At 49.3% G+C, this 24,848-nt stretch carries 23 protein-coding genes and 1 other RNA gene; 14 read left to right on the forward strand and 10 right to left on the reverse strand.

Annotated elements, in window-relative coordinates:
• Positions 1–4: 4 nt before the first annotated feature.
• The 3 genes from BMW71_RS12145 to BMW71_RS12155 all read left to right on the forward strand — a co-directional run bounded on the left by BMW71_RS12145 (position 5) and on the right by BMW71_RS12155 (position 2,065).
• On the forward strand, positions 5–718 hold the full coding sequence (locus tag BMW71_RS12145; RefSeq protein ID WP_092174149.1) for a ComEA family DNA-binding protein: 714 nt from the start codon (positions 5–7) through the stop codon (positions 716–718).
• Positions 719–773: 55 nt separating this feature from the next.
• The gene (locus BMW71_RS12150) at positions 774–1,250 is read left to right on the forward strand and encodes a type I restriction enzyme HsdR N-terminal domain-containing protein (protein ID WP_092174878.1); all 477 of its coding nucleotides are present in this window, start codon (positions 774–776) and stop codon (positions 1,248–1,250) included.
• Between the two features lie 101 nt (positions 1,251–1,351).
• Positions 1,352–2,065, forward strand: a complete 714-nt coding sequence (locus BMW71_RS12155) for a Crp/Fnr family transcriptional regulator (RefSeq protein ID WP_092174153.1) — start codon at positions 1,352–1,354, stop codon at positions 2,063–2,065.
• Between the two features lie 11 nt (positions 2,066–2,076).
• On the opposite strand, the gene BMW71_RS12160 is transcribed toward BMW71_RS12155, so the two are convergent.
• The 4 genes from BMW71_RS12160 to BMW71_RS12175 form a co-directional block, all read right to left on the reverse strand.
• Positions 2,077–2,766 carry a 3-keto-disaccharide hydrolase gene (locus BMW71_RS12160; RefSeq protein WP_092174881.1) on the reverse strand — a complete coding sequence of 230 codons (690 nt, stop codon included), beginning with the start codon at positions 2,764–2,766 and terminating at the stop codon, positions 2,077–2,079.
• Between the two features lie 99 nt (positions 2,767–2,865).
• Complete coding sequence (locus BMW71_RS12165; protein WP_092174156.1) at positions 2,866–3,582, reverse strand: gluconate 2-dehydrogenase subunit 3 family protein; 717 nt, start codon at positions 3,580–3,582, stop codon at positions 2,866–2,868.
• Between the two features lie 3 nt (positions 3,583–3,585).
• Positions 3,586–5,325: a GMC oxidoreductase gene (locus BMW71_RS12170; RefSeq protein WP_092174159.1), complete on the reverse strand. Its 1,740-nt coding sequence runs from the start codon at positions 5,323–5,325 to the stop codon at positions 3,586–3,588.
• A 122-nt stretch (positions 5,326–5,447) separates the two neighbouring features.
• Complete coding sequence (locus BMW71_RS12175) at positions 5,448–6,122, reverse strand: arylesterase (protein ID WP_092174163.1); 675 nt, start codon at positions 6,120–6,122, stop codon at positions 5,448–5,450.
• 104 nt (positions 6,123–6,226) lie between these two features.
• Between BMW71_RS12175 and BMW71_RS12180 the strand changes: the two genes are divergently transcribed.
• The 8 genes from BMW71_RS12180 (at position 6,227) to BMW71_RS12215 (ending at position 13,860) form a co-directional block, all read left to right on the forward strand.
• Complete coding sequence (locus BMW71_RS12180) at positions 6,227–6,904, forward strand: ABC transporter ATP-binding protein (protein ID WP_092174166.1); 678 nt, start codon at positions 6,227–6,229, stop codon at positions 6,902–6,904.
• Positions 6,897–9,413, forward strand: a complete 2,517-nt coding sequence (locus tag BMW71_RS12185) for an ABC transporter permease (RefSeq protein WP_092174169.1) — start codon at positions 6,897–6,899, stop codon at positions 9,411–9,413. The genes BMW71_RS12180 and BMW71_RS12185 overlap by 8 nt, the downstream gene beginning before the upstream one ends.
• A 114-nt stretch (positions 9,414–9,527) precedes the next feature.
• Positions 9,528–9,977: a MarR family winged helix-turn-helix transcriptional regulator gene (locus BMW71_RS12190; RefSeq protein WP_092174171.1), complete on the forward strand. Its 450-nt coding sequence runs from the start codon at positions 9,528–9,530 to the stop codon at positions 9,975–9,977.
• 81 nt (positions 9,978–10,058) lie between these two features.
• Positions 10,059–10,586: a YceI family protein gene (locus BMW71_RS12195; RefSeq protein ID WP_092174174.1), complete on the forward strand. Its 528-nt coding sequence runs from the start codon at positions 10,059–10,061 to the stop codon at positions 10,584–10,586.
• Between the two features lie 50 nt (positions 10,587–10,636).
• Positions 10,637–11,596, forward strand: coding sequence for a ring-cleaving dioxygenase (locus tag BMW71_RS12200; protein WP_092174177.1), 960 nt, complete (start codon positions 10,637–10,639; stop codon positions 11,594–11,596).
• Positions 11,584–12,204 (forward strand): alpha/beta hydrolase, encoded by a 621-nt coding sequence (locus tag BMW71_RS12205; protein WP_092174180.1) that lies wholly within the window; start codon positions 11,584–11,586, stop codon positions 12,202–12,204. The genes BMW71_RS12200 and BMW71_RS12205 overlap by 13 nt, the downstream gene beginning before the upstream one ends.
• 86 nt (positions 12,205–12,290) lie before the next feature.
• Positions 12,291–13,010 carry an SIMPL domain-containing protein gene (locus BMW71_RS12210; RefSeq protein ID WP_177179628.1) on the forward strand — a complete coding sequence of 240 codons (720 nt, stop codon included), beginning with the start codon at positions 12,291–12,293 and terminating at the stop codon, positions 13,008–13,010.
• 166 nt (positions 13,011–13,176) lie between these two features.
• Positions 13,177–13,860, forward strand: a complete 684-nt coding sequence (locus tag BMW71_RS12215) for a DUF2461 domain-containing protein (RefSeq protein ID WP_092174186.1) — start codon at positions 13,177–13,179, stop codon at positions 13,858–13,860.
• Here BMW71_RS12215 and BMW71_RS12220 read toward each other — a convergent pair.
• The 3 genes from BMW71_RS12220 to ald all read right to left on the reverse strand — a co-directional run bounded on the left by BMW71_RS12220 (position 13,857) and on the right by ald (position 17,313).
• Positions 13,857–14,675 carry a Cof-type HAD-IIB family hydrolase gene (locus BMW71_RS12220; RefSeq protein WP_092174883.1) on the reverse strand — a complete coding sequence of 273 codons (819 nt, stop codon included), beginning with the start codon at positions 14,673–14,675 and terminating at the stop codon, positions 13,857–13,859. The genes BMW71_RS12215 and BMW71_RS12220 overlap by 4 nt on opposite strands.
• Positions 14,676–14,710: 35 nt before the next feature.
• On the reverse strand, positions 14,711–16,060 hold the full coding sequence (hemN, locus tag BMW71_RS12225; RefSeq protein WP_092174189.1) for an oxygen-independent coproporphyrinogen III oxidase: 1,350 nt from the start codon (positions 16,058–16,060) through the stop codon (positions 14,711–14,713).
• Positions 16,061–16,191: 131 nt separating this feature from the next.
• A complete protein-coding gene (gene ald, locus BMW71_RS12230) occupies positions 16,192–17,313 on the reverse strand; it encodes an alanine dehydrogenase (protein WP_092174192.1) in 1,122 nt (373 codons plus the stop codon).
• A gap of 369 nt (positions 17,314–17,682) precedes the next feature.
• On the opposite strand from ald, the gene BMW71_RS12235 reads away from it, so the two are divergent.
• Positions 17,683–20,097 (forward strand): alpha-ketoacid dehydrogenase subunit alpha/beta, encoded by a 2,415-nt coding sequence (locus BMW71_RS12235; RefSeq protein WP_092174886.1) that lies wholly within the window; start codon positions 17,683–17,685, stop codon positions 20,095–20,097.
• Between the two features lie 33 nt (positions 20,098–20,130).
• Here BMW71_RS12235 and BMW71_RS12240 read toward each other — a convergent pair whose 3' ends face one another.
• Positions 20,131–20,802 carry a hypothetical protein gene (locus BMW71_RS12240; protein ID WP_092174196.1) on the reverse strand — a complete coding sequence of 224 codons (672 nt, stop codon included), beginning with the start codon at positions 20,800–20,802 and terminating at the stop codon, positions 20,131–20,133.
• Positions 20,803–20,878: 76 nt separating this feature from the next.
• Between BMW71_RS12240 and BMW71_RS12245 the strand changes: the two genes are divergently transcribed.
• Positions 20,879–21,871 carry a LuxE/PaaK family acyltransferase gene (locus tag BMW71_RS12245; RefSeq protein ID WP_092174199.1) on the forward strand — a complete coding sequence of 331 codons (993 nt, stop codon included), beginning with the start codon at positions 20,879–20,881 and terminating at the stop codon, positions 21,869–21,871.
• Positions 21,872–22,047: 176 nt separating this feature from the next.
• Here BMW71_RS12245 and BMW71_RS12250 read toward each other — a convergent pair whose 3' ends face one another.
• A complete protein-coding gene (locus tag BMW71_RS12250; protein WP_092174202.1) occupies positions 22,048–23,205 on the reverse strand; it encodes a sigma-54-dependent transcriptional regulator in 1,158 nt (385 codons plus the stop codon).
• Positions 23,206–23,229: 24 nt separating this feature from the next.
• Positions 23,230–23,633: RNase P RNA component class A (gene rnpB, locus BMW71_RS12255), an RNA gene on the reverse strand.
• A 504-nt stretch (positions 23,634–24,137) separates the two neighbouring features.
• On the opposite strand from rnpB, the gene BMW71_RS12265 reads away from it, so the two are divergent.
• The gene (locus tag BMW71_RS12265; RefSeq protein ID WP_092174888.1) at positions 24,138–24,710 is read left to right on the forward strand and encodes a DUF3109 family protein; all 573 of its coding nucleotides are present in this window, start codon (positions 24,138–24,140) and stop codon (positions 24,708–24,710) included.
• Positions 24,711–24,848: the final 138 nt, after the last annotated feature.

Consider the following 24,848-nt stretch of genomic DNA (forward strand, 5'->3'; position numbering starts at 1 on the left):
ACCGATGGCGGATAAGTTGTTTTATTTTCTCAAGGGTTACCTGGGTTTTACCCGAAAAGAGTCCAGGGGATTCGTCTTCGTTATTCCCCTGCTGTTGGTTCTGCACGCGGTTCCCAACCTGATTTCGGGTTATTTGCGATCCGTAGAACAAAAGAAATACCGGCGGTACCTTGAGGCGGCAGATGCACTCCCCGAGATATCCTTGCAGTTACCGGTGAATTCTGATACCGCACAGCGCACCGCCTCGTTTCAGGAGGAAAAGGGCAAGCGGGGTTCCGAAAGAAAGGCGGGCGGACTTAGTCGACCCCAAGCGCCAGGTTTAAACACGGTGCTGTTTCCGGAGGCTGGTTCGGTAGAACTGCAGATGGTATCGGGCGTGGGGCCGGTCCTTTCGGCTCGTATTGAGGCCTTTCGTGAAAAACTTGGAGGATTTCATTCGCCGGCACAATTGCTGGAAGTGTACGGTATAGACGGGGAGCTGGCGGACAAAATTTATGCAGTATTCCCTTTTCAGGCCAGAATAGACCGAACCATTGCGATCAATGAACTGGAGGTCGGGGAGCTGGCAAACCATCCCTATATCGGTTTTGGAGAGGCCAAGGTAATTGTCGCGTACCGGAAGCAACACGGGCCCTATACGCGTGCTGCAGACCTACTTCAAATCAAGATATTCACTGAAGAATGGGTGGACCGCATTGCGCCTTACCTGAGTTTTTAGGACACATTTTTAAAAAGGTATTGGTCGGATGGTTTTTTTCCCGCAACTTTGCATCATGGTCGACAAGCTGCAGCATTGGCGCGAACAAAAGTTAAACCTACCTGCTTTTGATGTTCGGTTCCGGGAGGAAGAAAATGGGAATGTGTCGATTTTTGATCCCCTGAGAAGGAAGTACCTGGTGCTTACCCCGGAAGAATGGGTTCGGGTTCATCTGGTCCACTACTTGACGGCGTATTTGGACTACCCGAAAAGTTTGATTTCTCTGGAACGAGGGCTTCGATACCACGTCCTACAAAAGCGGTTTGATATTCTCGTCAGGGACCGGACCGGTGCAGCTTTTTTATTGATTGAATGCAAGGCTCCGGGAATCCCCCTTACCCAAAAAGTGGTGGAACAGGTCAGTGTGTACAATCAAAAAATTCAGGCGGCCTTTTTAGGGGTCAGCAATGGAAACACACACATCTGCATGCAACGAGACGCCGGAACGGGAAAGTACAGGCAGATTCAGCATTTTCCCGATTTTTCAAGTTAGCTTTCCAAACTAAATTACAGAAATAGTGAAAGTTCAGTGACTTTAGTCATGTAAATTAGTAAATTTAGGGTATAGATTTCCAGTGAATTTGACAACGCAACATGAACAATCCGGTAAAAAACACCCCCTGTGAATTGTGTTTGAGTAGAAAGTTTTCCATGTTTTCGGATTTGGGAGAAGCCCACCTATGCACCGTTTCCGATAGCAAGAACTTCATTTCTCACAAAAAAGGTCAGATACTGTATTACGAGAATACCAAACCGTTGGGAGTTTTTTGTGTCAATAGCGGGGTGGTAAAGATTTTTAAGACTGCCTCCAATGGAAAAGAACAAATCATTCGTCTGGCGAAAAAAGGTGATTTTGTGGGGTATACCTCCCTTATAGGCGAGGAGGCGTATTCTACGACCGCTACGATTGTGGAGGACGCCAAGATTTGCTTTGTCCCGAAGGAGGTTTTTCTGAAGGTTTTGGGCGAGGATAACAACTTCCACCGCCGCCTAACCCAAGCCCTCTGCCACGACATGGGCGTCATGGAAAGCAAGTTGACCGATGCTACCCAGAAATCCATTCGGGAACGCCTGGCCCTGGCTCTGTTAAAATTGGGTGATAGTTACGGCGTAGACGGGGGCAACAAGCAACGATTGGATATCACCCTGACGCGGGAGGAAATTGCCGGGATTGTGGGTACCGCTACCGAAACAGTGATTCGCCTGCTGTCAGAGTTTAAAAAAGATGGTTTGATCGATCTTCAGGGGAAGAAAATTCTGCTGCTGGACCGAAAAGGACTTGCACGCCTGTCGGACTTCTACGGCTGAGTCCGGCCGGTTCATTCGGAAAGACCGGTAATTTTTTCAAGGATTAATTTCCGAAATTCGACTTCGGCTCCCTCTGCCTGTACCGCAATTTGCCCGCTGCTGGCGGTAGCATTGTAGCCGTCGTTGACGAGGGCGCCGTTTACCCATACGCGCACCCGATCTTCAAAGCATTCGATGACCATTTCATTCCAGGCCCCCGGAGGGTTTTCCGAGCCGTCGGTTAGGTTTAGAATGCGTCGGTTTTTTCCCTCAGTAATGCCCCAATCTTTTTTCGGTCCCCTTCGCGCTACCATGTTGTCCACCTCAATGTCTTCCACGATGCACCAGAAATCGCCAGCATTTTCGTGCATCATTTGGACTTCGATGGATTTGGGAAACATCCCGTATAGCGATCGGGGTGTAGAGGCGTGGACCAATATGCCGCAATTGCCCGTCTCTCCCGGGAAACGGTACTCGGCGGTAATACGGTAGTTTTCATGGATCGCATCACTGATCAGATGCCCCTGAGGGGTTCCCAGGCTCACGAGCATGCCGTCTCGAACCAAAAAAGAAGGTCCCAGGTCCGGATTCTTATCTTTTTCGGGGACATCGGCATGCCAGCCACTCAGGTCTTTTCCGTTAAATAAGGGTACGTGTTGCCCCTTCGCAGCAAAGACGAGCAAAAAGGCTGCAAGCATGGGTAAGTAAAAAAAAGGCTTCATCGGCATCATGGGTTCCTGTTGGTGGATAGAATAGGGCCGGAAGCAAGGCAATCCCCTACTTCCGGCGCTTGGATGAAAAGAAGAAAAGGCCTTCGGGTCTTACCCGATCAGGTTGCCCTCATCGTCCCATTGGGCAATGGTGCCTCGGGTGGAGATATCCAGGTAAACGTCCTTGTACTTGGGATCGTTTTGGAGACCGTGCTTGGCTAAAACGGCTTCCGGTACTCCATCCCAGGCATTGGGACGGTTTCCTACGTAGCCCAGGTCTTTAAACCCCTCTTCGCTGGTAAAGAAACCGGTCGCAGTCAGGTTGCGGAGCATGTTGAAAAACCGAACGCCACCTTCGTTTTCAGGTTTGGCTTTGTCTGGCCAAGCAATCTCGTCAATGACCTGAATGCGTTGTGCTTCGCTGATTTCGAGAAATTTTGCACCAAACATTTCGTCGGAAAGGTGATCCAGCCACAACAGCCCTCCCCGCATGGGGGTTTGGTACGTAGGGATGTCTTTCATCATGAACTCAATGAAATCCGGGACACCGGCCTGCGTAGCACTGCCCGAAGTATCGTCTGCGGGAATAATGATGTCTACCAGTATATCCAGTTTTTTTCGTTCTTCTTCGGTAAAAAAAGTTTGAGACTTGAGGGTTTCGTTGTGAAGAATTTCCTCTGGGGTACGGCCATAACTTCCAAATTCACCGATAGTAGGATTGTGTGGAATTTCCGTGGATTCGGGTGCCTCTGGACCACAGCCCGTAAAAAGGAAGCCCGAAGCCAGGGACCCCGTGAATAACAGCTTTAAATTTTCTCTTCTGTTCATGGCTTAGATGTTTTGCTTTGCTAATTGATCGATGATGTATTCGGAGGTTCTCCAGGAAAGTGCCAGTATGGTCCAGGTGGGGTTTTTATCGGCTTGTGAGACAAATGGTCCGCCATCGACCACAAATAGATTTTTGCAATCGTGCGCCTGGGAGAACTTATTGAGTACGGAAGTCTCCGGGTTGTCACCCATACGGGTGGTTCCCACTTCGTGAATGATCCTCCCGGGCTTGTGCAAACCGTACTGTTGCTCGGCTCCCGGCTTGGATCCCAGAATAATGGCCCCCATGCTGCCCAGTATTTCCTCAAAGGTATCGTGCATGTGCCTGGCTTGCTTGAGCTCCTGATCGGTCCACTTGTAGTGAAATTTTAAAACAGGGATCCCGTACTTGTCGACCACCTGGTTGTCGATTTCACAGTAGTTGCTGTACTGCGGGATGCTTTCGCCTCTTCCCGACATGCCCACGGTGCTGCCATAAAATCGGCGAATGTCTTTTTTCAAGCCCTCACCGTATCCACCATTCGGACTCGGGTTGCCAAATTCGTCTTTCACATACTTGCGCATGGTATCCATCCCACCGCCAAAGCCGTAGGAAGGCATACCCATCCCACCCCAGTACTCAATGTGGTAGCCTCGGGCAAAATCCAGGTTTTTTTCGTTGAGCCACCAGGGTGTGTAAACGTGCATGCCGCCTACTCCGTCCTCGTTGTACCGCTCCCGGTCCATCATGTCTGGCAGAATGCCCATGCGGTCGGCCCCGGTAGAATCGTGCAGGTAGTGCCCGACTTGTCCCGAGCTGTTTCCCAATCCATTGGGATGGGTCTGGGATTTGGAATTGAGCATGATTCGGGCGGATTCGCAGGCAGAGGCACCGAGCACCACCACCCGGGCATTGAGGGTATATTCCTGCATGTCCAGCTTGCTGATGTACCGTACGCCGGTGGCTTCGCCCCGATCATTGGTAACCACTTTGCGCACCATGGCCATGGTAAACAGATCCACTTGCCCTTTTTTCATGGCAGGTTTTACCAGACAGGTACCGGAAGAGAAATCTGCATACACCTGACAGGCCCGGTTGCATTGGCTACAGAAAAAGCAGGTGCCCCGGTCGTTAGTTACAGGTCGGGTCAAGATGGATAGCCTGGATGGAATCACGGGAATCCCAACCTTATCGGCTCCTTTTTTGATATGCAATTCGTGCAAACGCGGCTTCGGTGGGGGAAGGAAAAAACCGTCCGGCTCGTTGCGAATCCCCTCCTTGGAGCCAAATACGCCTATCAGCTGATCTACCTTGTCGTAGTAGGGTGCGACGTCTTCGTAGCCTATCGGCCAATTATCACCCATCCCGTCCAGGTCTTTTCGTTTGAAATCCAAGGGACCAAAACGAAGGGAAATTCGCCCCCAATGGTTGGTCCTGCCGCCCAGCATTCGGGACCGAAACCAATCAAACTCACTGTCGTCGCCCCGGGTGTAGGGCTCTCCTTCGATGTCCCAGCCACCAATGGCGGCATCAAAATCGCCAAAGGGCCGAACGGTTCCGGCACCCCTGCGTGGGGATTCCCAAGGAGGACGAAGCTGTGTCCGGTGTTCCTCTTTGGCCGGGTCAAAATCTGCACCTGCCTCGACTACTGCTACTTTTAACCCGGCTTCGGCCAGGATTTTTGACGCCATGCCACCTCCTGCTCCCGATCCCACGATCACTACATCGTAGGCATCCCCGGCAGTTTGGATATGTGTACTCATAAACTTGTTCTTTGATTAAAATTTTTCAAAAAGTAAGATAATTTTCTTAAAATAAAAAACGAATTGTCGTTCTGACCCGGAATACCGGAGGAACCGAAATCGGGCTATTCGGCAACGCCTGTCTACAGCAAAGGTTGCAGGTATTGCCAAACGGTTTCCGCTACGAGCAGGTGCCCCTCCTCCGTGGGATGTATGCCATCCGGTAAATTTAATTCGGGGTCCCCGGCTACACCTTCCAGGAGAAATGGAATCAGGGCTACACCGGTCTCTTCCGCGATTTGGGCGTACATACTCCGGAAATCTGCAGCGTACTCGGTACCCATGTTTGGCGGGATTTGCATGCCGGCCAGTACAATTTGGGTCTCGGCGTATTTTTCGCGTACCTGTGAAATAATGCCCCTCAGGTTTTTTCGGGTTTCTTCCAGCGATATCCCCCGCAGGCCGTCGTTTCCACCCAGTTCGAGGATAAACAGGTCCGGCTGCTCCTCCAGAAACCAATCCAGACGACTCAATCCGCTCGCCGTGGTCTCGCCGCTTAATCCGGCATTGATGACGCGGTAATCCATCCCAAGACTATCGATCCGATCCTGGATCAAGGCAGGAAAGGCATCTTCTTCGTCAATCCCGTACCCCGCAGTAAGGCTATTTCCAAAAAATAAAATCGTTTTTACAGCGGTTTCTGCCTGCTGGCTGGCTTCGGTATTTTCGGTCTCTTGTTTCTCCGGTTGTTTTTGACTACAGGAAAGCACCAGGAATACCGGCAGTACAATCAGAATTAATCGATGGATACCTTTCATGAATAGTAAATTTGACAAGAAATTAGCGTTCATTTATCAAAATTACTAAACTTAATTCACTATTGTTTTTGTTAACAGGGGATAAGTATTTTTATTTGAAGTATATGAATGTATTGAAAGTTGAAAATCTGACGAAAAATTACCGAAGTGGCAACCGGGAGCTTACCGTATTGGACGAGGTGAATTTTGAAGTGGCATTGGGGGAAACCCTTTCGATCGTGGGCCCCTCCGGAAGCGGAAAAACCACACTTCTGGGACTCTGCGCAGGATTGGATGTGGCCAGTTCTGGATCCGTAGTTTTGGACGGGCAGGCATTGGAAACCCTGACTGAAGACCAACGCGCCGGCGTACGGAACCAATTGGTGGGATTTATTTTTCAGAATTTTCAACTCCTACAGACCCTTACAGCCCTGGAAAACGTCATGGTTCCATTGGAATTAAAGAAACGGAAAGATGCCCGGGAAAAAGCCCTGGAACTGTTGCGAAAAGTCGGCCTGGAAGACCGGGTTACGCATTATCCCAACCAGCTTTCAGGGGGCGAGCAACAACGGGTTTCCATCGCCCGGGCCTTTGCCAACGAACCGAAGATTCTGTTTGCTGACGAACCGACCGGCAACCTGGATACCGAAACGGGAGAAATGGTGGAAAATTTGATTTTTAAACTGAACGAGGAAGAAGGGACCACCTTGATTTTGGTTACCCACGATTTGGAATTGGCCGCCCGGACCCATCAGTCCATTCATATTAAAGGTGGTAAATTACAGGAGGCGCTCAATGGTTGATTGGAAATGGTCCCTGTTGATGGCCAAACGAGACCTGCGAAAAACGGGAGGAAGACTCATTCTTTTTGTATCCGCTATTGTGACCGGGATCGCCGCGTTGGTAGCCGTGACCTCCTTTGGTGATAACCTTAGTAAAGACATTGACGAGCAGGCCAAGGAATTGCTTGGAGCAGATTTGTCCCTGGAAAAGAACCAGCCCATTGAGTTTCCCGACCTTGAAGACCGGGCCGCAAGGCGGGCCCTGGAGGTGAATTTTGCCTCCATGGTCTATTTTCCCAAAGTAGGCGAAAGCAGGCTAACCCAGGTGCGTGCCCTGGAGGGAGATTTTCCGTTTTATGGAAGTCTGGAAACCCTACCTGCTGCAGGTGACGGGGAATTCCGAAAGGGAGGGAAACGCGCCCTGGTTGAAAAAACCCTCCTGGCCCAGTTCGGAGCCAGCGTGGGGGACCGCATTAAAGTGGGCAATGTTACCCTGGAAATCGTTGGCGCCTTGCAAAAGGTTCCCGGGCAAAACGGCATTACCGCCACCGTGGCACCTGCTGTCTACATTCCCATGGACCAATTGGAAGCCTCGGGCCTGGTACAGTACGGCAGCCGCGTCAATTACGTGCATTATTTCCAATTTCCAGAAGAATTTGACCTGGAAGCTCTAATTACCGAAAAAAAAGAATCCTGGGAAGAGGATAAAGTCAGGCTCGAAACGGTGCAGTCCCAAAAGGAGTCCACGGGAAGGTCGTTTCAAAACCTGTCAAACTTCCTGGTATTGGTGGCATTTATCGCCGTCCTCCTGGGATGCGTGGGAGTGGGGAGCGCCATCAATGTCTTCGTAAAGGAAAAATTGCCCTCGGTCGCGGTATTGCGCTGCCTGGGCGTACGCGCAAAGGAAATCGTATTTGTGTACCTGGTACAGATTTTTATCATGGGACTCTTTGGTTCCCTCCTGGGTGCGACCGCCGGCGCTTTTCTGCAGTTTTTGCTGCCACTTGTGTTTAGTGACTTCCTCCCAGTGGAAGTAACGGTGCAGGTTTCCTGGAGAGCGGTGGCGATGGGTACCATTACCGGGGTGTTGATATCGGTGTTGTTTGCCTTGATCCCACTGCTGAAAGTCCGGAAGGTTTCTCCCATGATGACGCTGCGACCAGACGATCCTGCCGCCGGTTTTGGAAAAGATCCGCTTCGCTGGATGGTGCTGTTGGCTATTTTGTTGTTTATTCTGGGATTCAGCTATTACCTGCTGGAAGAGTGGGACCAAACGTTTTGGTTTACGGGATTTGTGGTGTTTGCCTTTGGATCCTTGTGGCTATTGGCCGTAGGGATTATGAAGGCCATTCGGAAATTTTTACCCATCTCCCTGAACTACCCCGTCCGACAGGCCTTGTCCAACCTTTACCGACCCAATAACCAAACCGTTTCTCTGTTGGCGACCATCGGCCTGGGAACGGCCATGATCGGTACGCTCTTTTTTATTCAGGATCAGCTACTCGATGAGGTGCGCTTTGCGGATAAGGAAGATCAGCCAAACATGCTGTTCTTTGACATACAAACCCATCAGGTAGACAGCATGAAAGCGGTACTGGCGGCGGAAGGGCTGCCCGTGCTGCAACATGTCCCTATCGTGACCATGGGGGTAGCAGAGGTTAACGGTCTCACCAAACAAGACAATGAGGAACTGGAGGAAGAAGAACGACGGTCCAATTCGATGTACAACCGGGAATTTCGGGTCACTTACCGCGATACCCTGATCGCCACGGAAGAGTTGACCGCTGGAAAGTTGGTGCCATTCGGAAAAAGCGACAGCATTTTTGTTTCCATGGAAGAAGGCTACGCCGAGAGAAACAATGTTTCCCTAGGGGATGAGGTGGTATTCAACGTGCAGGGAAGGCCGCTTACTACCTATGTGGGGAGCTTTCGGAAAGTGAATTTTCGGCGGGTATCAACGAATTTCCTTGTGGTTTTCCCGGACAGGGTACTGGACAATGCCCCCAAGTTTCACGTGTTGATCACCCGTACCAAAAACGATCAGGAATCCGCAGACCTGCAAAATCTCATCGTGCGTCAATTCCCCAATGTTTCGGTCGTAAACCTCAGCATGATCGTAGAAACCCTTGAGGATATTCTAGGAAAAATTAGCTTTGTTATCCAATTCATGGCCTTGTTTAGTATACTCACGGGTGTGTTGGTGCTGATTAGTTCGCTGTTGATTAGCAAATTTCAACGGATTCGGGAAAATATCCTGCTGCGTACCATCGGCGCCAGCCGCAATACGTTACTAAGAATTAACGCGCTGGAATACTTGTTCCTCGGAGGGTTGGCTGCCGGGGGTGGTATCCTGCTATCGGTACTGGCGGCTTTTCTGCTAACCCGGTACGTATTTGAGATATCCTTTCGCATGGAATGGGGCCCCTTAGCCCTGGTTTTTTTCCTGATCACCCTCCTTACGGTGATTTTGGGCTGGATCAATAGCACCAGTATTTTAAAAGCAAAAACCATGGATATCCTGCGAACCTAAGGGTGGTTTTCAACCGCTACGCTGAGGGGTAAAGAAAAAATTGAAAAAAAAGCGCTGCATCCTGAACTTTTTGATCACTATTAATGTCTATACATTAAATACAATCGAAATTAAATGAAAATTGAAGAGGAGATTAGGCAAAAGCCATTCAAAGATGTTTACAACAAAGCGGTGGTCAACCTGCTGTATACCCACAGTTACCTGGTTACCCGACAGAGCAAAATTTTTAAGCCCTTTGACTTATCTCCCGAGCAGTACAACGTGCTCCGCATCTTACGGGGACAGCACCCCAGCCCGATCACGGTATCGTCTATACAAGACCGGATGCTTAACAAAATGAGTAATGCTTCCCGGCTGGTGGAGAAGTTAAAGGTAAAAGGTATGGTGAACCGGACAGAATGTGCCGAAGATCGGCGACAGGTAGATATCACCATCACAGAAAAAGGGCTGGCCGTTTTGAAGGAGTTGGAAGAAGAAGTAAAAAAATTCAATAAAGACACCCTTCACTTGACAGAAGCAGAAGTAGAAACACTCAACGAACTTCTCGACAAATTGCGTGGGTAAAAAAATTTACCTAAATAAATGTATATACATTTAATGTATTAATATATAAATCAATTCCAACAAATACTAAATTTTAAAAAGATGAGTAAAGCAAAATGGATCATCGATCCCACCCATTCGGAAGTAGCGTTCAAGGTAAAGCACCTTGTTATTTCTACCGTTACCGGTTATTTTCGTGAATTCAAAGGAGAAGCAGAGAGCGATTCGGATGATTTCTCCAATACTAGCATTGCCTTTTCGGCAGCCGTAGACAGCATTGATACCAACCAAAAGGACCGGGATGCCCATTTGAAGTCAGCCGACTTTTTTGACGCCGCAAACCATCCGGAGCTCACTTTCAGCAAGGGAAAGCTGGAAAAAAAGGAGGGGGAATGGGTCGTCAACGGTGACCTGACCATTCGGGGTACCACGCATCCCATCTCGCTGAAAGCGGACATTGGAGGCATCGCTCAGGATCCCTACGGGCAGACAAAGGCCGGCTTTGAGCTAGAAGGCAAACTCTCCAGAAAAGCCTTCGGACTGACCTGGTCGGCGGTTACGGAAGCGGGCAGCGTCGTCGTTGGAGACGAAGTTAAAATCTTTGCCAGCATTCAGCTGGTCAAACAATAATCCAATCCGGACTCCCGGTATTCGGGAGTCCGGAATAAAACCCATAAGTCATGATTCAGCCGATATCTGGCATCCACCACATCACCGCAATCGCTTCGGACCCGCAGCGGAATGTAGATTTTTACACCCGCGTGCTGGGATTGAGGTTGGTGAAGAAGACCATCAATTTTGATGCGCCGGATGTGTACCATTTTTATTTTGGAGACGAAAGAGGAAGCCCGGGTACGATCCTCACCTTTTTTCCATTCAGTGGAGCGTCAAAGGGTAAACGAGGGATGGGCGAATTAACCTTTACGGCACTTTCCATCCCCAAGGAATCCATTCCGTTTTGGCGAAAGCGATTGAAGGGGTTTGGGATTCCGGTCTCGGATACGTTGCAGCGTTTTGGAGAGGAAGTGATACGTTTCACCGATCCGGATGGGATGGGGATCGAGCTGCTGGCAGTGACGCAGGATGCGCGAACCGGCTGGGCGGGCGCGAGCGTTCCTGAGGAGCATGCCATTCGCGGAATCGCTGGAGCAACGCTAAACCTCCGTGATCCTGAGCCCACTGCTGCGTTATTGACGCAGGTGTTGAATTACCGGTTTGAGCAAGCGCTGCCCGGAAAACGTTTCCGCTATGGAATTGAGGGAAAGCCTGGCGAGGCAATCGACCTGGTGGTGCAGGACCCTCCGGATCGGTCCATACAGAGCGCCGGTTCTGTCCATCACATCGCCTTTCGGACGGCTACCATGGAGCAGCAAGTGGAAATACAGCGCCATTTGCAGAATCAGGGGGTGCCCGTCACCGAAGTGAAAGACCGAAGTTATTTTAAGTCCATTTATTTCCGCGAGCCGGGCGGCCTGCTATTCGAGGTAGCGACCGACTCCCCAGGTTTTGCAATAGACGAACCTTTGGAATCCCTGGGAACACGGCTGATGTTGCCGGACTGGGTGGCCCCACAGCGCGAGCAGATTGAAAGTAAATTGAAGCCCATTCGGGTAAACTATCAAGAACCATGGACCAACTGATACAGACCGGCACTGACCGCAGCCGTGCAAGGGATGTCGCCATTGTTTTGCATGGAAGGGGCGGAACCGCTTTCGGTATGAAACCGCTTTTGGCAGCATTGGATCTCCCGGAATTTGCCTTTCTGATTCCCCAGGCTCCGGGCAATACCTGGTATCCGTATGGGTTTATGGTAGACGAGTCGGATAACGAACCGTTTTTGCAGCAATCCCTGGAAGGGATCCATGCCCTGGTCGCTTCCGTGCAGGCTGAGGGCCAGCCTTCCTCCAGCATTTACTTTATCGGTTTTTCTCAGGGGGCTTGTCTTGCATTGGAGTACGTGGCACGGTATCCCCGGTTTTATGGTGGTGTTTGCGCATTCACGGGAGGCTTGATTGGCAAATACCTTCCGGAGGAAAAATACCAGGGGGATCTGGCCGGTACGCCTATTTTTATCGGTGCGAGTGAACGGGATATTCACGTGCCCATGAACCGTATTCGGTTGTCTGGTGAACGCCTATCCCAGATGGGGGCCGTGGTGAAGGTTCTCGGATTCGATGACGCCTTGCATACCATTCGTGAGGAGGAGATAGTCGCTGGGAAAGAATTTGTTTTTCGGGAGCATACGTGAGCCGTATGGCCCGGGTTTTGAAGGAACATTTCTGCACCCCTACTCGTACAAAGGGAGGTGATCGTTACTTAAAAACTGCAGCCTGTATGAAAACTTCCCTTTTGTTTTTTGCGCTTGCCCTGGTTGGCCCTTTATTTCAGGCGATTTCCCAGGAGTTGCCTCAGATTTCCGTCGAGGGGCAGAGTGAGATTCAGGTAATGCCAGATCAGGCCCTACTGACCGTCATGTTACGTGCAACCGCCATGGAAACCGCTAAGGCGACCGCTGAATTAAATAAAAAGGCAGAAGAAGTGACGGCTGCACTGGAAAATTCCGGGTTGAGGGGCTACGAATTGACCGCCGAAAACTACTACGTAAACGTGAATCGGGTCTACGTTAAGGGGAGTTCCAGGGATAGTGGCTACGTAGCCAGTCAAACCCTAAAAATTCTTGTTCGGGATACGGGCGAAAAGTTACTTTCGATCGTTCAGGTATTGCATGGATCTACCGATCTGGAGTTTCAGATCGCCTATCAGCTATCCGCTGAAAAAAAGAAACGTTACGGTGAGGAACTGGTAAAACTAGCCATTGCGGATGCGCGCGTGAAAGGAGAGGCGATCGCCACAGCGCTTGACATCAATGAGATCGTTGTGCATCGGGTCAGCTATCAGGGTGGTCAATCTTTTGATCCGGTAGTCTACCGGGCCAAGGGGATGCGGATGGAGGCCGCGGATGCAGCCGTGCCTCCTACGCTACAACCGGGGGAACAAACCCTGTCTGAACGGGTGCATATCATTTATACCTTTGCGCAAAAAGCTCCCCGATAGGCCGGGGCGATGTCAGTAAATTGGCAGTTGAGACGGTATTGTCGGTGCATCGCTCTCCGGGTAACCCATTAGCAAAAAAAAGGAATATATTTTCTCCATAAGTACGCAGGCCTGCGTACCTTTCGACCAGGTTATAACATTTGGTACAGGACGCGGTTTTACCAGTATGAATGCGCATATACTAATGAATTTTCTTCGGGAATTGTCGGCGAACAATTCCAAAGAGTGGATGGATGCCAACCGGAAGCTCTTTCTTCAGGCGAAACAGGTATTGGAAGCCGATGCAGCGGTGATTTTGGCTGGGTTAAGTGCCAATCAGCCTGAATTTGCCAGCTTACGCCCCAAGGACTGCCTCTTTCGTCAAAATCGGGACATTCGTTTTTCCCCCAATAAGCTGCCTTACAAAACCAATATGTCGGCCTATTTTGCTATAGGTGGGAAGAAATCTGAAGGGCCGGGGTATTACCTGCATTTGGAACCCGGTAAAAGTTTTCTAGCAGGAGGTATTTGGATGCCTGAACCCGATATCCTGAAAAAGATACGGCAGGAAATTGACTATTCCGGGCAGGATTTTGAAGCCATTGTAAAAGAACCTACGTTTTTCGGATATTTTGGCGACATGCAGGGAGAACAATTGAAGACCTCCCCGAAAGACTACCCAAAAGAGCATCCCTACATTCACTACCTGCGGTATAAAAGTTTTATTGTATCCAAGCCGCTGGATGATGATGCGATTGATTCCGGCCGGCACGTCTCTCTGGCGCTGGAAGCTTTTGCATGCATGCGCCCGTTTATGGATTTTTTAGATCGAGCGGTAGCAACTTCCGACGACGAGGGCTATTTGATTTAAAGCAGGTGTTTTTCGATGGCCCTGGCTACGCCATCTGCGGTGTTACTGGCGGTAATCTCCCGAGCTACCGCTTTTACTTCCCGGACTGCATTTTCCACGGCTATTCCCAGACCTACAGAAGATAGCAGCTCGATATCGTTGTAGTTGTCGCCAAAGGCGATGACCTCTTCCATTTTAATGTCCAGCTTTGACAGTACTTCCCGCAGCCCGGTGGCCTTTGAAATGGGTTTGGGGGCAATTTCGAGATAGGTATCCTTGGAACGGTACAGGTGCAGCACCGAGGATAAGCGTTCGTCCAGTTCCTCGTACAGTGCCTGTATTTCCTTGGCCGGACCCATGCACATCACTTTATGTGCGCCGGATCGGTTCTGTTTCCAGTGTGACAATACGGCGCTGTTTTCAAGCAAGGTGGCTTTGACTTTGGTAGCATGCTCTTCTTTTGCTGTCCAGGCGTCCATTTTGGGCGCGTACCAGGAATTTTCCGAATACAGGCTCAGGTGGATGTTGGTGGATTCGCTGAGCTGGGCGATTTGCTGGCAAACCTCCACCGGTATCCAAACCGAACGAATGGGCAGTGGTTGGGAGGAGGAGTAGGCCGGGAGTACGAAACCACCGTTGTAACAAATGAGGGGATTGTTTTCCCGGCGCAGGTCTTTCAGCAAATGAATCATGGCAGAAGGCATCCTGGAAGAAGCCAAAATGACCGGAAATTCAGGAGGCAAGCTGGCAAAAGCTTTGCGGGTTCTCGGGGAGAGTTCCCGGTTTCGATCCAGCAAGGTGCCGTCGATGTCTGTACATATCGCTTTTATGGGCATTAAAAAGGGTTTTTTGAAAAAGCGAAGATAGGCAATCAAATAGCTTTACTAAAGGCAGTAGCAGATTTTTTGTCCAAAATCATGTAGGGGTCAAATGCCATGCAAATGTTTCGGACAAACGGTTTTCCTTCGTCCAGAATATGCATTCCCTGTTGATCAAACGCGATCAGCCCATCCGTTTCAAAATCCAGGAGTTTTTCAAGCAGCCCATCCGGAAGTTCATCCATATTGGTCCACGAAGCGCAGCGATTGCAAATAAGCTGCAGGATGATGGCCTTGACTTTTAGGTTTTCTTCCGTTTGGACGTGCCCCTTGATAAGCGGCAATTCGCCCATAAGGATGTTTTTTTTGTATGCTTCGACGGATTTTTCGTTTTGGCCGTACGCATGGTAAATATCGCTGATTGCGCTGCATCCCAGGCCCAGCAGAATTCTCGACGGGGAGGTAGTGTACCCCATGAAGTTGCGGTGGAGGGTTTTGTCCTTTTTTGCCTGCAACAGCGGGTCTCCGGGCAGCGCAAAATGATCCATACCAATTTCTTCGTAGCCCATTTCCTCCAGCCAGGTTTTTCCCTGCTCGTAGAGGGCCCGCTTTTCATCTTCTTTTGGTAGGAAAGCTTCAAACGATTTTTGGGCAGGAAAAGCCGAAGGCAGGTGTGCGTAACTGTAAAAGGCAATTCGCTCCGGCAGTAATTCCTGTACCTTTGCGAAGGTATCTTTCAGTGTGTCCAGCGTTTGGTGGGGCAGCCCGTAGATCAGGTCAAAATTGACCGAGGTGTACCCCAGTCGCCGGCTACTCTCCGTTACCTGCTTTACTTTTTCGAAAGGTTGTATCCGGTGAATCGTTTGCTGCACCTGTGGATCGAAATCCTGTATGCCAAAACTGACCCGTGTAAACCCATGGCGTGCCAGGGTTTCCAAATGTGCTTCCGTTGTATTATTTGGGTGCCCCTCAAAGCTGAAGGAAGGATTTTCTACGAGGGTGGAGGTACTTACTAGATGCTTCAAAAGAATGTTCAGGGTTTCTGGAGCAAAGAAAGTAGGCGTGCCACCGCCTAGGTGGATGCCAGCTAATTTGGGTTTTTGATCCAGCCAATCCAGGTACATGTTCCACTCTTTCATAAGGGAAGAAATGTACGGCAGTTCCACCTTGTGGTTTTGTGTAATTCGCTTGTTGCAGCCGCAGTAGGTACATAAGCTTTCGCAAAAAGGTAGGTGTATGTACAAAGTCATGCCTTCTTTCTCCCCAAACTCCGAATAGGCTTGTTGAAAGAGCGTCTTCCAGCGCATCGGATCTAGGAAATTATTCCAATGCGGAACTGCAGGATACGAAGTATACCTGGGGGCCGGTACGTTGTATTTTTGAATTAGGGACATCTTCTCCATAATCGTCGTAAGCTGCTTGTTTGAGCAAACAAAGTACGGGAAGCCAGGGATCAAAAAACATGACCGACACGGTTTAAAAACCTGATACTAATCAGGTTTTTGAAAGGAGCCGTTACCGTTTAACTGCCGGATTAATGCTGATTGAGGTAATAACTAACGGGCACATAGGGTAAGTCGAAGGTTTCGGCCACTGCCTGGTACACCACATCTCCTTTGATAATGTTGAGTCCGGACCTGAGCTCCGGATAGTGCAAACAGGCGTCTTGCCAGCCGTTTTTTGCCAGGGCCAGCGCGTAGGGAAGTGTAGCGTTGGTCAGAGCCAGGGTGGAGGTATAGGGAACGGCTCCCGGCATGTTTGCTACGCAGTAATGCAGTACACCATCGATGGTATAGGTAGGGTTTTCGTGAGTGGTGGGCTCACAGGTTTCGATACAGCCTCCCTGGTCAACTGCCACGTCTACCATCACGGTCCCGGGAAGCATTTCCTGAAGCATGTCCCGTGTGATAAGGTGTGGTGCCTTGGCTCCGGGAATCAAAACCGCACCGATAATTAAGTCAGTCGATCCGATCAGTTTGCGGATATTGTATTCGTTGGACATCATGGTTTTGACATTTTTTGGCATGACATCTGAGAGGTAGCGCATGCGGGGTAGGGATACATCCATAATGATCACATCTGCCCCCAGTCCCGCTGCCATCCAGGCTGCCTGAGTTCCTACCACGCCTCCACCCAAAATAAGGACCTTTGCAGGTAGGGTTCCCGGCACGCCGCCAAGCAAGATACCCCTTCCTCCTAAGGGTTTTTCCAGGTAATTGGCGCCTTTTTGTGCGGCCATCCGTCCGGCTACTTCCGACATGGGTACCAAAAGTGGCAGGCTTCTATCGGGTTTCTCCACCGTCTCGTAAGCCAGGCATACCGCCTTGCTGCGAATCATGGCACGGGTAAGTGGTTCGTTGGAAGCAAAGTGAAAATAGGTAAAAAGGAGTTGGTTTTCCCTGATGAGTGCGTATTCCGGCCCGATGGGTTCTTTCACTTTCAGAATCATATCGCCCGCTTCGTAGGTGGATTCGATGGTAGGTAAGATTTTCGCTCCGCTTAGCTGATACGCTTCATCGCTAAATCCACTGCCCTCTCCGGCAGTCTGCTGTACAAAAACTTCGTGTCCTTCTTTGACAAACTCCTTGGCTCCTGCAGGGGTAAGGGCTACCCGGTTTTCGTTGTTTTTGATTTCTTTGGGGACGGCAATGCGCATAATCTAAGATGTTAGGTTAAAGTCTGAGACAAATATAAACAGCCTGTTTGCCTAAGTGTAGCGTCTGGGGAAAAAATTGCCCGGAAATTTTCAATGGGCCGAAATCATCCGGCTTTTCTCTGGCTTTAGCCGCGACCTGGTCGGAATCGGCAAGGAAATTAAATTTGTGCAGATTCCCATGAAATACCCCTGCTTTTCACAAACCATTCGGAATAAAATTTGCTAATAATACTTATTAGGTTTGTTTAACAAAATAATATTTTTTTTAATCGATTTTATATCGGCTTATAAATTGGGATAACTCTAAAATTTGTGTATTTTTGAGATTGTTGGCAAACCCAATTATTGAAAACAGTTTAAGTGATGAATATGGAATCCCTATCCACGTTGACTGAAGAAAAAACGGCATTTTTGGACAAGCAGCGCATTTTGGCGGACTATAAACTGGTGATGATCAGTAGGCATGCCTCATTGACGGTGCGAAAGGAGGTGTTTATGGGAAAGGCCAAGTTTGGCATTTACGGGGACGGGAAAGAACTGGCCCAGGTGGCCATGGCGAGGTATTTTGAGCCGGGAGATTTCAGATCCGGCTATTACCGCGACCAAACCATGATGTTTGCCATGGGAGAGTTGGGTCTGCAGGAGTATTTTGCCCAGTTATACGCGCACACGGATGTTGATGCCGAACCTGCGAGCGCCGGTAGGCTGATGAATGGGCATTTTGCTACCCGGTCGTTAAATCCGGATGGTACCTGGAAAAATCTAATGGAAATTAAAAACTCCACGGCCGATATTTCGCCCACAGCTGCTCAAATGCCCAAACTTTTGGGCTTGGCTTACGCGTCCAAATTGTACCGGGAGAACCCAAAACTCCACGGTTTGAAAACCTTTTCAAACAAAGGGAGGGAGGTAGCCTGGGGTACCATCGGTAATGCTTCTACCGCAGAAGGAATGTTTTTTGAGACCTTTAATGCAGGTGGGGTGCTACAGGTGCCCATGGTCATATCCGTTTGGGACGATGACTACGGTATCTCGGTAACCAACGAGTATCAGGTTACCAAGGCAAGTATTTCCAAAGCATTGGAGGGCTTTCGGCGCAATCAGAACGAAAAAGGCTACGAAATACTGGTAGTAAAGGGCTGGGATTACGAAGAATTGGTGCGGGTATACGGCAAGGCAGCAAAATTAGCCAGGGAAGCACACGTACCCGTATTGGTGCACGTGGTCGAAATGACCCAGCCTCAGGGCCATTCCACTTCCGGCTCCCACGAGCGGTACAAAAACAAAGAGCGGCTGGCCTGGGAAGCGGCTTTTGATTGCGTGGTAAAATTCAGAGAATATATTTTAACCAATCAGATCGCAAGCAAAAAAGAACTGGATCGCATTGACGAGTCAGCCAAACAGTTGGTTAAAGAAAACAAGGACAAGGCCTGGAAGGCGTTTACCAGTACCATAAAAAAGGAATTGGACGAGGCGGTTGCGCTCATACGTGAGCTGGCTACGCATTGTGCTTGCTCCGAGGAATTGAATCAGTTGGCGCAGGACCTGGTACAAACGCTAAACCCCATCCGCATGGATGTGATCGGGACCGTTCGAAAAGCCTTGCTTTTGGTTCGGAATGAGCCGCAGGAGATCAAAGCTAGCCTTCAGGATTGGTACAAATTACAACAACGGTTAAATAACGAAAGGTACTCAAGTCACCAATACAGTGAATCTGCAGAAAATGCCAGGGCGATTGCTCCCCAGCCGGCCGTATATGATCCCGATGCTGCCATGGTGGATGGAAGGGAGATTTTAAAGGCCTGTTTTGACGCCATGCTTAGCCGGGATCCCCGGGTATTTGCCATCGGTGAGGACGTTGGATTGATCGGAGACGTGAATCAGGCGTTTGCCGGGCTTCAGGCAAAACACGGGGAATTGCGGGTAACAGATACCGGCATTCGGGAAGTAAGCATCATCGGTCAGGGAATAGGTACTGCACTGAGAGGCTTGCGTCCCATTACCGAAATTCAGTATCTCGACTACCTGATTTATGCCTTGATGACCTTGTCGGATGACCTGGCCTGTTTGCATTACCGGACAAAAGGAGGGCAAAAAGCACCCCTCATCATTCGTACCCGTGGCCACAGGCTGGAAGGTGTATGGCATTCCGGTTCGCCCATAGGAATGATAGTGAATAGTCTGCGGGGCATTCTGGTCTGTGTTCCACGCAACATGACCCAGGCTGCAGGAATGTATAATACACTTTTGGAAGCGGATGAGCCCGCCTTGCTGATTGAGGTATTGAATGGTTATCGTCTGAAAGAAAAAATGCCAGCAAATATCGGGGAATTTAAAGTAGCGTTGGGCGTACCCGAAATTTTGCGGGAGGGAGAGGACGTGACCATCGTTACCTATGGCGCCATGTGCCGGATTGTGATGAGCGCCGCCCAGCAGTTGGAAGAAATTGGCATTTCCGTGGAAGTTATTGACGTACAAACCCTGGTTCCCTTCGATTTGCAGGGGGTCATTTCCCGATCCATTCAAAAAACCAACCGGGTAATCTTTGCTGATGAAGACGTACCGGGTGGGGCTTCGGCTTTCATGATGCAGCAGGTCATCGAAGAACAGAACGCGTATTTTTACCTGGACTCCAAACCCATCACCCTATCGGCCAGGGAACACCGCCCGGCCTATTCTTCCGACGGCGATTATTTTTCCAAACCGAGTGTAGACGATGTGGTGGATAACGTATACCAACTCATGCACGAAGCGAACCCCAACCGATTTCCCCCCATTTACTAGGGAAAAAGCCGGCAATTGATAAGCGATTTCCGGCTACCTCTCAATCTGAGAAAGCGTAAAATCCGGGCTACTCACTACGTTACTTCTGTTCAGTGCGCGGTCTTGAATTTGAATCTCTAAACGGATGGTATCTGTCCGAAAGATACTGTTCCATCCAAGAGAAAGCATGGAATACCGTATTTGACCCTCTATGGAGCGGGGACGCTCTTCTTCAAGCATCCGCGGAAATCGTCCGTCAAAAGTGGTGAAGTAGGGGGGGGCGGACCAGTCAAACTCGGTGTAATTTCCCCCGCGTTTGATGAAAAAATCCACAAAAATATTGTAATGATCCGGGTTTTCGGATACCCACAAGGTATCTGGAATTTCTACGTTATTAATCAAAGGGAAAATCACCCAGTCCCGGTTGTTAAAATCCGGGGCATCTTCCGGGCGGTTGCTGTAGGTGATGAAATTTCCACTGGCATCGGTGATGTAGTTTAATTCGTTGAAAGGGGGAAAGATATCCCGGGCATTCAATCCCAAATCACCCTCTGCATCTCGAAATTGGATCGAAAGAATCAGGGAATCCGCTCCAGGCGTCTGCACAAATTCCATAGTATTGAATTCAATCTGAGGGACAGTCGGGAAATCTTCCGGAGGAGAAATGCAGCCCATTCCGGCAGCGAGGATTAAAAGAAGGTAGTAAATGTTATTTTTTAACTTCATGGGTAATCCGTAAGTTTACATGTCCGGCAGCACGATGTAAAAATGATCAAATTTTGGGTTTTACCATAAAATAACGATGAATTATTTTAAAAGTTTTAGCGAAAAAATATTTTCCGGTAAAATTCGGGATTTTGATGCCCTCGCGCTGGACCTGTTTCATTTTCAGTCCCGTAACAACCCGGTGTACCGTCGCTACCTTGAAGCCAGAAACCTACACAGCGAGGCCATAACCCGGTTGGAAGACATTCCTTTTTTACCCATTTCATTTTTTAAAACAGAAAAAATTATTTCCGGACCCGAAGAGGCCTTCGCCTACAGCTACAGCAGTAGCGGCACAACGGGCATGCAGACCAGCCGGCACTACATCTGGTCAAAAGAGTTTTACTTGCGGCACAGCCGTCTCTTATTTGAGTCCGTTTACGGTTCGCTGCGGGATTTCCATGTGCTGGCGCTGTTACCCTCCTATCTGGAGCGGGAGGGGAGTTCCCTGGTCGCTATGGCAGCCCATTTTATTCAGGAAAGCGGGTCGCCTCATTCCGGGTTTTACTTGAATGAGTACGATTTATTGTACAAAAAACTACTGGCCCTCAAAGAAAGTCCAAAAAAGATCCTTTTGTTGGGCGTGACATTTGCCTTACTAGACCTTGCAGAGCAGTTCACATGTAGCGGATTTGAGCGGCTGCTTGTGATGGAAACCGGTGGCATGAAGGGTAGGAGAAAGGAAATGATTCGGGAAGAGGTACACGATGTGCTGACCCGGGCTTTTGGTGTTGACCGGATACATTCGGAGTATGGAATGACCGAATTACTCTCGCAGGCCTATTCTACCGGAGAGGGTACGTTTAGGGAGCCCTGGACCATGCGGATTGTTATTCGGGATACCTACGATCCCTTTGCCTGTGTTGTGGGAAAGTCCGGGGCGATTAATATCATTGACCTGGCAAATTTTCATTCCTGCGCATTCCTGGAAACAGAGGATTTGGGAAAAAAAAACGCAGACGGGAGCTTCACGGTGTTGGGACGAATGGATAACAGCGAGGTGCGGGGCTGTAATTTATTGATCAATTAATTTTGTATTTCAGGACTTATTACACATATTTGGCCATAAATTGGTTGAAGATGAAAACAGCGTTGATTATTTTATTAGTAGGAGTGGTTTTGGTGATGTCTTCCTGCGCTTCCAGCAAGCCTTGCCCAGCCTATGCTTGGACATCCGATGTGGAAGTGAACGGCTGATTAGACGGCTTAGTAATTCGCATACTTTTTTATGTCATCGGCGGATATGTTTTTTCCGCCCAGAATTACCAGCCTTTCAATCACGTTTCGCAGCTCACGGATGTTCCCCGTCCAGGGAAATTCCTGTAGTTTATTCAGTGCAGCGGTATCAATCACCTTTTTGCTGGTGCCGTATTCGCCTGCAATCTCTGTCAAAAACTTGTCTACCAAAAGGGGGATGTCTTCGGCCCGCTCTTTAAGGGGAGGTACTTGTATGAGGATGACACTTATCCGGTGATACAGGTCCTCTCTGAATTTATTTTCAGCAATTTCTTTCTTTAGGTCCTTGTTGGTGGCTGCCAACACCCGTACGTCTACCTTTATTTCCTTATCGCCGCCTACCCGGCTGACTTTGTGTTCCTGCAAGGCGCGCAAGACCTTTGCCTGGGCGGAAAGGCTCATGTCTCCGATTTCGTCCAAAAACAAGGTGCCTCCGTGTGCCTGTTCAAACTTCCCCTGCCGTTGTTTCATCGCGGAAGTGAAGGCTCCTTTTTCGTGGCCAAAAAGCTCACTTTCGATGAGTTCTGAGGGTATTGCCGCACAGTTGACCGCAACGAAGGGAGCGGACGAGCGGTTGCTTTTTTGGTGAATCCAGTGAGCTACCAGTTCTTTTCCGGTACCATTTGGCCCGGTGATTAATACCCGGGCATCCGTAGGGGCGACCTTTTCGATGGTTTCTTTTACGATGGTGATCGCCTGCGATTCTCCTACCATATCCAGTTTTTTCGAAAGCTTTTTCTTCAGGACCGTCGTTTCCTGAACCAGGTGCTTTTTATCCAGCGCATTCCTGACCGTAAGTAATAGTCGGTTAAGGTCCGGTGGTTTCGGGATGAAGTCAAATGCCCCTTTTTTGGTGGCCTCCACTGCCGTTTCGATGGTGCCATGGGCAGATATCATGATGAACTGAGGCTGTTTTTGCATCTCGGCTGCCTTCGTCAACACCTCGATTCCATCCATTTTCGGCATTTTGATATCGCACAGAACCAGGTCAAACTCCTCGTTTTGGATCATTTCCAGCCCTTTTGCCCCATCCTGGGCTTCAAAGATCTCGTATTTTTCGTATTCCAGAATTTCTTTTAGCGTGGACCGGATAACTTTTTCGTCATCAATAATCAAAATCTTGGGCATATACCGTTGTTTTTTTTATCCGTAAAAATGTGCAGGCCTGTAAGCCGGGTTCTGTACTTTTTTCAAAGTGTTTGTCATTTATCTAGCCTTTTCTTCACAGAAAAGATCAAACGACCTACCCACTCCGGTTTCCCGTTGACCGGGATTGGACGAGCAGCCCTTGGACCGGAGCCTATTTGGTCTTTCAACCCATAAGGTTTGCCATGCGGTGACGGTCACCCCTCACCCGGTGGGCTCTTACTCCACCATTTCACCCTTATCCAAGAACCGATTTCCGGTTCGAGGACGGTATATTTTCTGTGGCACTGTCTGTTGCCTGCTCATTCCTAAGCAGGCACCTTCCCGTTAGGAAGTATGGCGCTCTGCGTTGCCCGGACTTTCCTCTTCTCCCCGACAAAGCAGGGAGCAGCGACAAACCGGCCTGCACCCTGCAAAAATAAACGAAATAAAGACATTTATCCCAATAGACGCTTCTTTTCTTGACAGTGGCGAGCCTTGGATCGCCCATACCTACGCAAGCCACCGATTACCCACAGTACTCCCAAGCCGGCAAGAAAGCAGGGTAGACTTGCCCCTAACCGAGCAAATTTGGGGCACTTGAGATGCAGTGCCGGCACCATCCTGGCACCAATACCGAGCCTGGGAGTGCCTACCGCACCAAAAAAACGATAGCAGTAAAGGGCACCGGGGCGCCGGGTATAGGTGGCTGTAAGCGAATTTTTTTCGGGTTTATAAAAAAATCTTCAAACATTTTACGCTGCTTGCTGTTTATTTTCATGTAAGGCTTTTACGAGCTTTTCTTCATAGTGCTGGGTTATGCCGCCTCCATTGGAGGCGGCATTTTTGTTCAACTCCGGCTTGATACTTCGGTATGCTGCGTTTCGTTTTTTTCCCTTCCCGAAATCGGTATCTTTGTAAAAAAAAATCTAGCCATGATCATAGTTGGAAACGCCGTCATCAGTGACGATATCAAAGATCATCTCTTTGTGTGTGACCTGGAGGCATGCAAAGGTGCCTGTTGTGTGGAAGGCGATGCCGGAGCTCCGCTAACGGACGAAGAGACGGAGACTCTGGAAAGAGAAATGCCAGCCATAGCTCCTTTTCTGACCGAGGAAGGAAGGAAAGCGATTGAAGAAAAGGGTACCTGGGTAATTGATCAGGAAAACGAAAAAGGGACCACCACCGTGGGAAAGAACGGAGCTTGCGCCTTTGCCATTCGCGATAAAAAGGGCGTATTGAAGTGCGGGATTGAGCAGGCATGGAGCGAGGGCAAGTCCAATTTCAGAAAGCCAATTAGTTGCCACCTTTATCCCATTCGAATCACCAAATACGATGCCTACGATGCCCTGAACTACGACCGATGGCATATTTGCGATCCGGCATGTAGCCTGGGAAAATCCCTGGGGGTTCCTCTATACCAGTTTTTAAAAGATGCGCTGCTGCGTAAATACGGAGAAGCCTGGTATGCAGAACTTCTGGAAAAAATAGCTGCCACTGAAAAATAATTTTGTTAGGGATTCTTCTCCATAAGACGTTGCCTGCTGCCGTTTTCATTGACTTTTTTGCAGTTGCTCGCACCATAAAAGCGACTGTTGATTTTTTGTCGAAAATCCCGCTTATCCTGCTGACTATCAGCTTTTACA

This window comes from Cyclobacterium xiamenense (assembly GCF_900109255.1).
Lineage (GTDB): Bacteria > Bacteroidota > Bacteroidia > Cytophagales > Cyclobacteriaceae > Cyclobacterium > Cyclobacterium xiamenense.

What these genes read in the sequence shown, in the direction of transcription:
- BMW71_RS12145 (WP_092174149.1), top strand. Translation starts at nt 5, where the DNA reads ATGGCGGATAAGTTGTTTTATTTTCTCAAGGGTTACCTGGGTTTTACC.
- BMW71_RS12150 (WP_092174878.1), top strand. Translation starts at nt 774, where the DNA reads ATGGTCGACAAGCTGCAGCATTGGCGCGAACAAAAGTTAAACCTACCT.
- BMW71_RS12155 (WP_092174153.1), top strand. Translation starts at nt 1,352, where the DNA reads ATGAACAATCCGGTAAAAAACACCCCCTGTGAATTGTGTTTGAGTAGA.
- BMW71_RS12160 (WP_092174881.1), bottom strand. Translation starts at nt 2,766, where the DNA reads ATGAAGCCTTTTTTTTACTTACCCATGCTTGCAGCCTTTTTGCTCGTC.
- BMW71_RS12165 (WP_092174156.1), bottom strand. Translation starts at nt 3,582, where the DNA reads ATGAACAGAAGAGAAAATTTAAAGCTGTTATTCACGGGGTCCCTGGCT.
- BMW71_RS12170 (WP_092174159.1), bottom strand. Translation starts at nt 5,325, where the DNA reads ATGAGTACACATATCCAAACTGCCGGGGATGCCTACGATGTAGTGATC.
- BMW71_RS12175 (WP_092174163.1), bottom strand. Translation starts at nt 6,122, where the DNA reads ATGAAAGGTATCCATCGATTAATTCTGATTGTACTGCCGGTATTCCTG.
- BMW71_RS12180 (WP_092174166.1), top strand. Translation starts at nt 6,227, where the DNA reads ATGAATGTATTGAAAGTTGAAAATCTGACGAAAAATTACCGAAGTGGC.
- BMW71_RS12185 (WP_092174169.1), top strand. Translation starts at nt 6,897, where the DNA reads ATGGTTGATTGGAAATGGTCCCTGTTGATGGCCAAACGAGACCTGCGA.
- BMW71_RS12190 (WP_092174171.1), top strand. Translation starts at nt 9,528, where the DNA reads ATGAAAATTGAAGAGGAGATTAGGCAAAAGCCATTCAAAGATGTTTAC.
- BMW71_RS12195 (WP_092174174.1), top strand. Translation starts at nt 10,059, where the DNA reads ATGAGTAAAGCAAAATGGATCATCGATCCCACCCATTCGGAAGTAGCG.
- BMW71_RS12200 (WP_092174177.1), top strand. Translation starts at nt 10,637, where the DNA reads ATGATTCAGCCGATATCTGGCATCCACCACATCACCGCAATCGCTTCG.
- BMW71_RS12205 (WP_092174180.1), top strand. Translation starts at nt 11,584, where the DNA reads ATGGACCAACTGATACAGACCGGCACTGACCGCAGCCGTGCAAGGGAT.
- BMW71_RS12210 (WP_177179628.1), top strand. Translation starts at nt 12,291, where the DNA reads ATGAAAACTTCCCTTTTGTTTTTTGCGCTTGCCCTGGTTGGCCCTTTA.
- BMW71_RS12215 (WP_092174186.1), top strand. Translation starts at nt 13,177, where the DNA reads ATGAATGCGCATATACTAATGAATTTTCTTCGGGAATTGTCGGCGAAC.
- BMW71_RS12220 (WP_092174883.1), bottom strand. Translation starts at nt 14,675, where the DNA reads ATGCCCATAAAAGCGATATGTACAGACATCGACGGCACCTTGCTGGAT.
- hemN (WP_092174189.1), bottom strand. Translation starts at nt 16,060, where the DNA reads ATGGAGAAGATGTCCCTAATTCAAAAATACAACGTACCGGCCCCCAGG.
- ald (WP_092174192.1), bottom strand. Translation starts at nt 17,313, where the DNA reads ATGCGCATTGCCGTCCCCAAAGAAATCAAAAACAACGAAAACCGGGTA.
- BMW71_RS12235 (WP_092174886.1), top strand. Translation starts at nt 17,683, where the DNA reads ATGGAATCCCTATCCACGTTGACTGAAGAAAAAACGGCATTTTTGGAC.
- BMW71_RS12240 (WP_092174196.1), bottom strand. Translation starts at nt 20,802, where the DNA reads ATGAAGTTAAAAAATAACATTTACTACCTTCTTTTAATCCTCGCTGCC.
- BMW71_RS12245 (WP_092174199.1), top strand. Translation starts at nt 20,879, where the DNA reads ATGAATTATTTTAAAAGTTTTAGCGAAAAAATATTTTCCGGTAAAATT.
- BMW71_RS12250 (WP_092174202.1), bottom strand. Translation starts at nt 23,205, where the DNA reads ATGCCCAAGATTTTGATTATTGATGACGAAAAAGTTATCCGGTCCACG.
- BMW71_RS12265 (WP_092174888.1), top strand. Translation starts at nt 24,138, where the DNA reads ATGATCATAGTTGGAAACGCCGTCATCAGTGACGATATCAAAGATCAT.